The organism is Kitasatospora sp. NPDC048298, assembly GCF_043201465.1.
GTDB lineage: Bacteria > Actinomycetota > Actinomycetes > Streptomycetales > Streptomycetaceae > Kitasatospora.
Map to the genome: position 1 here is coordinate 176,648 of NZ_JBICYZ010000011.1, position 6,664 is coordinate 183,311.

Sequence of the window (6,664 nt, forward strand, 5' to 3'; positions counted from 1 at the left end):
CCGCCTCCGGCGCGAGGGGCGCTCAGCCCTGGAGCCGCCCCGAGGCGACCACCCGGCTGAGGAACCGCCGGGTCCGCTCCTCCTGCGGATCGCCGAACACCTGCTCCGGCGGCCCCTGTTCGAGCACCACCCCGCCGTCCAGGAAACAGACCTGGTCGGCGACCTCGCGGGCGAACCCCATCTCGTGGGTGGAGAGGACCATCGTCATCCCCTGCTCCTTGAGGTCCCGCACCACCGACAGCACCTCGCCGACCAGCACCGGGTCGAGCGCCGCGGTGATCTCGTCCAGGAGCAGCAGCCGTGGCCCGGTGGCCAGCGCGCGCACGATGGCGACGCGCTGCTGCTGCCCGCCCGAGAGCCGGTCCGGGTACTCCTTGGCCTTGGCCGCCAGCCCGAGCCGGTCGAGCAGCTCCAGCGCCCGCGTCTGCGCCTCGGCCCGGGCGACCCGGTGCACCCGGCGCGGCGCGAGCGTGATGTTCTCCAGCACCGTCAGATGGGGGAACAGGTTGTACGACTGGAACACCACGCCGATCCGGCGCCGCACGGCGTCCTCGTCCGCGCGCGGATCGGTGATCTCCTCGCCGTCCAGGAAGATCGCCCCGTCGTCGATCCCCTCCAGCAGGTTGACGCAGCGCATCAGCGTGGACTTGCCGGAGCCGGAGGCCCCGATCAGCGCCGTCACCGAGTGCTCGGCCACGGTGATGTCCACGTCGCGCAGCACCACCTGTTCGCCGAAGGTCTTGCGCACCGACTCCAGCCGGAGCACCTCGCTCGACGTCACACCGCACCTCCCTGCGTCTGGCGGCGGTTCATCCGGGCGGTCAGCCAGTCGGCGAACCGGGTCAGCGGAATGGTCAAGATGATGAACACCAGCCCCGCCACCAGGTACGGCGTGAAGTTGAACGACCGGGCCGCGATGATCTTCGCCGCGTACACCGCGTCGATCGCGCCGCCGATCGAGACCAGCCCGGTGTCCTTCTGGAGGCTCACCAGGTTGTTGAGCAGCGGCGGCACCACGCGCCGGACGGCCTGCGGCAGCACCACGTACCGCATCGCCTGCGCGTTGGTCAGCCCCAGCGACCGGGCCGCGGCCCGCTGGCTGGGGTGCACCGACTCGATGCCGGAGCGGAACACCTCCGACACGTACGCCGAGTACGTCAGCACCAGCGCCGCACCGCCCAGCAGCAGCGGATCGGTGGTCACGCCGGTCAGCCGCAGCGCCGGCACCCCGGTGATCATCACCAGCAGGCAGATGATCATCGGCAGCCCGAGGAAGAAGTCCACGTACGCGGTGGCCAGCAGCCGCACCGGCAGGAAGACCGGCCCGCGCAGTGTCCGCAGCACCGCCAGCAGCAGCCCGAACAGCAGGATCAGCGCCCCGCAGCCGAGCATCAGCTCCAGGTTCAGTCGCAGCCCCCGCAACACCTCGGGCAGCGCCTGGCGGGCGTAGTCGAGGTTGAAGAAGGTCCGCCGAGTCACCTCCCAGCCGGGGGAGTTGACGACCAGCAGGTACAGCACCACGGCCGTCGCCAGGGTCGACGCGGTGGCGATCAGCGCCGAGCGGCGGGCCCGGGAACGCCGGTACGCCTCGTGCGCCAGCCGGCGCTCGGACGGGCGGTAGCCGTCCTCGACGGCCGGCGCCCCGGCCCGCCCCTCCGGCGCCTTGGCGAGCTCAACCGAACCCGCGCCGCCCGAGGACTCCCCACTCACTCCGGGGCCCAGATCAGCGCTCACTTCAGCACCGGTGCCGAGACGGCGTCGGAGAGCCACTGCTTCTCCAGCTTCGCCAGCGTGCCGTCGGCGCGCAGCGCGTCCACCGCCTGCGAGACGCAGCCGGTCAGCTTGGAGCCCTTGTCCAGCACCAGGCCGAACTGCTCGGCCTTCGCGGCCGCCTCGAACTGGCCGACCACCTGGGCCTCGGGCACCTCGGCGCCGGTGATGTAGAAGGCCGTCGGCAGGTCCACCACGAGGGCCTCGATCTGGCCGTTCTTGAGCGCGGCCTTGGCCAGGTCGTTGGAGTCGAAGACGGCCGGCTGGATGCTCGGCTTGATGGTGTCGGTGATGGTGTCCAGGCTCGTGGTGCCGACCTGCGCGCCCAGCTTGGTGCCCTTGAGGTCGGCGATGCTCTTCGCGCCCGCCGCCTTGGAGTTCTTCAGCGCGATGACGGTCTGGCGCACGTCGTAGTAGCCGGAGGAGAAGTCCACCGCCTGCTTGCGCTCGTCGCTGACGGACACCTGGTTGATGTCGAAGTCGAAGTCCTTGGCGCCCGGAGCGGTCGCCTTGTTGAACGGCGCGACCACCCAGCTGACCTTCTCCTTCGGGTAGCCGAGCTTCTCGGCGACCGCGTAGGCCACGGCGGACTCGAAGCCCTTGCCGTTCTCCGGCTTGTCCTCGGAGAACCACGGGTCGTACGCGGGCTTGTCGGTGCCGACGGTCAGCGTCCCGGTGGTGCGCGTCGCCAGCGCCCCCGGCGCGCAGCCCGTCGCGGAACCGGCCGCGCCCGAGGCGCCGGAGGCGGCGTCGGACGTCGAGTCCTGCGGCGCGCAGGCGGTCAGCACGGCCGCGGCGGCAACCAGCGCGGCGATGGGCAGTACGGCGGACGGCTTGCGGAGGGTCATGACGGGGCTCCAGGGAAGGACCGGCGGAACGGGAACGAGGAGGGCACGGGAGGGCGCGACGGGCGGCCCGCATCCCGGCGGGTCACTTCCCCCCGGTGGCGGCGCCGGAACACACGCGGCATGGTCGGCGTACGGGCGCGCGTCCGCGGCGCCCCCCGAGCCGGACCGGCGGCAGCCGGGTCGGCGGCAAACCGGTCAACAGCAGCGGCGACAGCGGCAGCGCGGGCCGCGCGAGCGACGGCGACGGCAGACGTGCCGGCCGCGGACGTGCCGACGGGAGGGCGCCCGGAAGGGGCCGTCGTGGCGTTCGGCCACCGTGATCACCGCCGGGAGCATGCGGGGAGGTTCGCATCACAACGGCACATCTGTCCAGAACATCCAGATCTCAGTCCACATGCCGGACAACCCGCTTCCCGCCGAAGGTTTCGACGCCGGAGCGGCAGTGCACGGGAGTTTTGTCGGTCCTGACCCCCTTGAACAGGAGAACCTTTCGTACTTATGGTGTGCTCGTTGAAATAACTCCTGTCGAAGTGAGTCCACGATGCAGAATCTTTCGCCAAGGCTCGCTGTGGCGGCCGACGCCCCGGTCTCGACCCTCGCCGGCCACCCGGCCTGGCTGCGCCTGAAGGAGGCCGTCGAGACGCTGCGCCCGCTCCAGTCGAAGGACGGCTCGATCGACCTGTCCGCCGTCCAGCGGCACACGGTCGACCCGCTGGTCGCCACCGTCCGCGCCGCCGTCGAGGAGCTCGCCCCGAACTTCCCGCACGACGCCGCCTACCTCGCCGCCGTCGACGCGGACCTCGCCAAGTGGGCCGACACCGGCTACCGCGAGCCCGACTTCCTGGACTCGCTGCTCGCCTTCCACCCCGCGGACCAGCGCGAGGACGGGCTCGAGCACCTGGTCGTCTTCCCGATGTACACCCAGAACGGCAACCCGGACCGCAACCTGGAAGCCGTCCTGCTGAGCGTCGTGTGGCCCGACTGGCTGGCCGAGCTGGAGCGAACCCGCTTCGACAACCCGATGTTCGTACCGATCACCTTCACGGACTTCACCGCCGGCTACGACACCAACTCCGCGGTGCTCTTCCCCGAGACGGTCGCCGTGCGCAAGGCGCCGGAACGTTTCACCTGGGGCGGCATCTTCTGCGACCGCGAGGCGGCCCGCTTCCGCGCCGTCTCCACCAGCGCCGTCCAGCAGCTCGGCCTGGAGATCCCGGCCGACGCCGAGGGCCTGCTCGAGGACCAGCAGCGCGCGCAGGAGACCTTCGTCCTGTGGGACCTCATCCACGACCGCACCCACAGCCACGGCGACCTGCCGTTCGACCCCTTCATGATCAAGCAGCGCAGCCCGTTCTGGATGTACGGCCTGGAGGAGCTCCGCTGCGACCTCACCACCTTCAAGGAGGCGGTGCAGCTGGAGGCCGAGGGCAACCCGCACGCCCGCGACGTCCAGTACGCGGTCCTCTTCGACCGCCTGTTCCGCTTCCCGGTCTCCGGTGACCGGGTGCGCAACTACGACGGCATGGGCGGCCAGCTGCTCTTCGCCTACCTGCACAAGCACGACGCGCTGCGCTGGCGCGACAACCGCCTCAGCATCGACTGGGAGCGCGCCCAGCAGGTCACCAACGCGCTCTGCGCCGAGATCGAGACCCTCTACCGCGACGGCATCGACCGGCCCAAGTCGGCCCACTGGATCGCCGCCTACGAGCTGGTCTCCCGCTACCTCACCCCGCACCCGGCCTCCACCTGGGCGAAGGGCACCGAGGCCCTGCCGCTCGACATCACCGAGGGCAAGGCCCTCAACAAGGCCCTGTGCGACGCCGTGCTCCCGGACGAGTTCCCGCTGAGCATGTTCTACGAGGCCCTCAACAAGAAGCTGAGCGGCGTCATCGCCGCCACCGCCGGCATCACCGGCGCCGGGATCCAGGGAGCCGCCGCGTGACCACCTCCACCAACGCCCCGCTGGCCGGCAAGGTCATCGCCGTCGCCGGAGCCAGCGGCCCGGCCGGCCGCGCCGTGCTGCGCCGCCTCACCGCCGACGGCGCCACCGTGATCGGCGCCGACATCGACCCCCAGCGGCTGGAGTCCGCCCTGGACGCCACCCGGGTGGCCGTCCCCGGAGCCAAGGTCAGCGGCCAGGTGATCGACCTGCTCGACCCGCAGGAGGTCCACGACTGGGCCGACCACCTCGAGTCCGAGCACGGCCACGTCGACGGCCTGTTCCACCTGGTCGGCGGCTGGCGCGGCAGCAAGACCTTCTTCGACAGCCGGCTGGACGACTGGGACTTCCTGCACGACACCGTCGTGCGCACCCTCCAGCACACCTCGCTGGCCTTCCAGCCCGCTCTGGTCCGCAGCACCGCCGGCCGCTACGCCATGATCTCCGCCTCGGCCGCGCACAAGCCCACCGCCGGCGGCGCCGCCTACGCGGCCGCCAAGGCCGCCACCGAGGCGTGGACCCTCGCCATGGCCGACTCCTTCAAGAAGGAGACCACCGCCCCCGACGGCGAGCCCACCGCGGCGGCTGCGATCCTGGTCATCAAGGCGCTGGTCAGCCCCGAGATGCGGGCCGAGAAGCCGGAGGCGAAGTTCGCCGGCTTCACCGACACCGCCGACCTCGCCGGACACCTCGCGGGCCTCTGGGACCGCCCCGCAGCAGAACTGAACGGACAGCACCTGTGGTTGACCCCACGATGACCGACCCCACCCGTACGGACGCGGTACGGCGGCACGACCCCGCCGTCCGGGGCTTCGCCAGCGACAACTACGCCGGCGTGCACCCGGAGATCCTCGCCGCGATCGCCCTCGCCAACGGCGGCCACCAGGTCGCCTACGGCGAGGACGACTACACGGAGCACCTCCAGGAGGTCTTCCGCCGCCACTTCGGCGAGAAGGCCGAGGCCTACCCCGTCTTCAACGGCACCGGTGCCAACGTGGTCGCCCTCCAGTCGCTGCTCCCGCGCTGGGGCGCGGTGGTCTGCGCCGAGACCGCCCACATCCACGTGGACGAGGGTGGCGCACCGGAGAAGATGGGCGGCATCAAGCTGCTCACCGTCCCCACCCCGGACGGCAAGCTCACCCCCGAGCTGCTCGACCAGCAGGCCTGGGGCTTCGGCGACGAGCACCGCGCGCAGCCGCTCGCGGTCTCCATCACCCAGAGCACCGAGCTCGGCACCCTCTACACCGCCGACGAGATCCGCGCGATCACCGAGCACGCCCACCAGCTGGGCATGCTCGTCCACGTGGACGGCTCCCGCCTGGCCAACGCCGCCGCCTCGCTCGACCTGCCGCTGCGCGCCTTCACCACGGACGTGGGCGTCGACGTGCTCTCCTTCGGCGGGACGAAGAACGGTCTGCTGTTCGGCGAGGTCGTGGTGGTGCTCAACCCGGAGCGGGTGCGCAACATCAAGTACCTGCGCAAGACCTCGATGCAGCTCGCCTCGAAGATGCGCTTCGTCTCCGTCCAGTTCGAGGCGCTGCTCTCCGGCGACCTCTACCTCCGCAACGCCGGCCACGCCAACGCGATGGCCCGCCGCCTGGAGGCCGCGGTCCGGAAGATCGACGGCGTCGAGGTCGTCCGCCCGGTCCAGGCGAACGCGGTGTACGCGATCCTCCCGCGTGAGGTGAGCGAGCGACTCCAGAAGCGCTACCGCTTCTACTTCTGGAACGAGCACACCGGCGAGGTCCGCTGGATGTGCGCCTTCGACACCACGGAGGCCGACATCGACGCCTTCGCGGCGGCCATCGTCGAGGAGATGGGCCGCGCCTGACGGCGCTCGAACGACGGATCGTCCCGTCCCGCGACAGCGGGGCGGGACGATTTGCATGTGGCGGGCCGGTCCCCGTACAGTTCCGGAGTCGCCGCGGGAGACTGGGGCGACAAAGCGGAAAGCGAATCCGATGAATGAAACTCCGGAAAACGGAGCGGAAAACATCTGATAAGCTGGAAATACGAAAGAACGAAGCCCGGAGGGTCCGCTGGAAGGCGGTCCGAAGGAAGCGTCCGTTCCTTGAGAACTCAACAGCGTGCCAAAAGTCAACGCCAG

At 70.7% G+C, this 6,664-nt stretch carries 6 protein-coding genes; 3 read left to right on the top strand and 3 right to left on the bottom strand.

Features of this window, described 5'->3' with window-relative positions:
* Window positions 1–22 precede the first annotated feature (22 nt).
* From ACGF0D_RS12330 to ACGF0D_RS12340, 3 genes are all read right to left on the bottom strand, one after another.
* A complete protein-coding gene (locus tag ACGF0D_RS12330; RefSeq protein ID WP_392875737.1) occupies window positions 23–781 on the bottom strand; it encodes an amino acid ABC transporter ATP-binding protein in 759 nt (252 codons plus the stop codon).
* Window positions 778–1,599, bottom strand: coding sequence for an amino acid ABC transporter permease (locus ACGF0D_RS12335; protein ID WP_392915232.1), 822 nt, complete (start codon window positions 1,597–1,599; stop codon window positions 778–780). Before ACGF0D_RS12335 ends, ACGF0D_RS12330 begins: the two co-directional genes overlap by 4 nt.
* Before the next feature lie 131 nt (window positions 1,600–1,730).
* Window positions 1,731–2,618, bottom strand: coding sequence for an ABC transporter substrate-binding protein (locus tag ACGF0D_RS12340; protein WP_392915215.1), 888 nt, complete (start codon window positions 2,616–2,618; stop codon window positions 1,731–1,733).
* A 541-nt stretch (window positions 2,619–3,159) separates the two neighbouring features.
* On the opposite strand from ACGF0D_RS12340, the gene ACGF0D_RS12345 reads away from it, so the two are divergent.
* From ACGF0D_RS12345 to ACGF0D_RS12355, 3 genes are read left to right on the top strand one after another with little or no spacing between them, the layout of a single operon-like run.
* Window positions 3,160–4,560: a DUF6421 family protein gene (locus tag ACGF0D_RS12345; RefSeq protein ID WP_392875742.1), complete on the top strand. Its 1,401-nt coding sequence runs from the start codon at window positions 3,160–3,162 to the stop codon at window positions 4,558–4,560.
* Window positions 4,557–5,315 (top strand): SDR family NAD(P)-dependent oxidoreductase, encoded by a 759-nt coding sequence (locus ACGF0D_RS12350; RefSeq protein WP_392875745.1) that lies wholly within the window; start codon window positions 4,557–4,559, stop codon window positions 5,313–5,315. Before ACGF0D_RS12345 ends, ACGF0D_RS12350 begins: the two co-directional genes overlap by 4 nt.
* The gene (locus ACGF0D_RS12355) at window positions 5,312–6,388 is read left to right on the top strand and encodes a threonine aldolase family protein (RefSeq protein ID WP_392875748.1); all 1,077 of its coding nucleotides are present in this window, start codon (window positions 5,312–5,314) and stop codon (window positions 6,386–6,388) included. The genes ACGF0D_RS12350 and ACGF0D_RS12355 overlap by 4 nt, the downstream gene beginning before the upstream one ends.
* Window positions 6,389–6,664 lie beyond the last annotated feature (276 nt).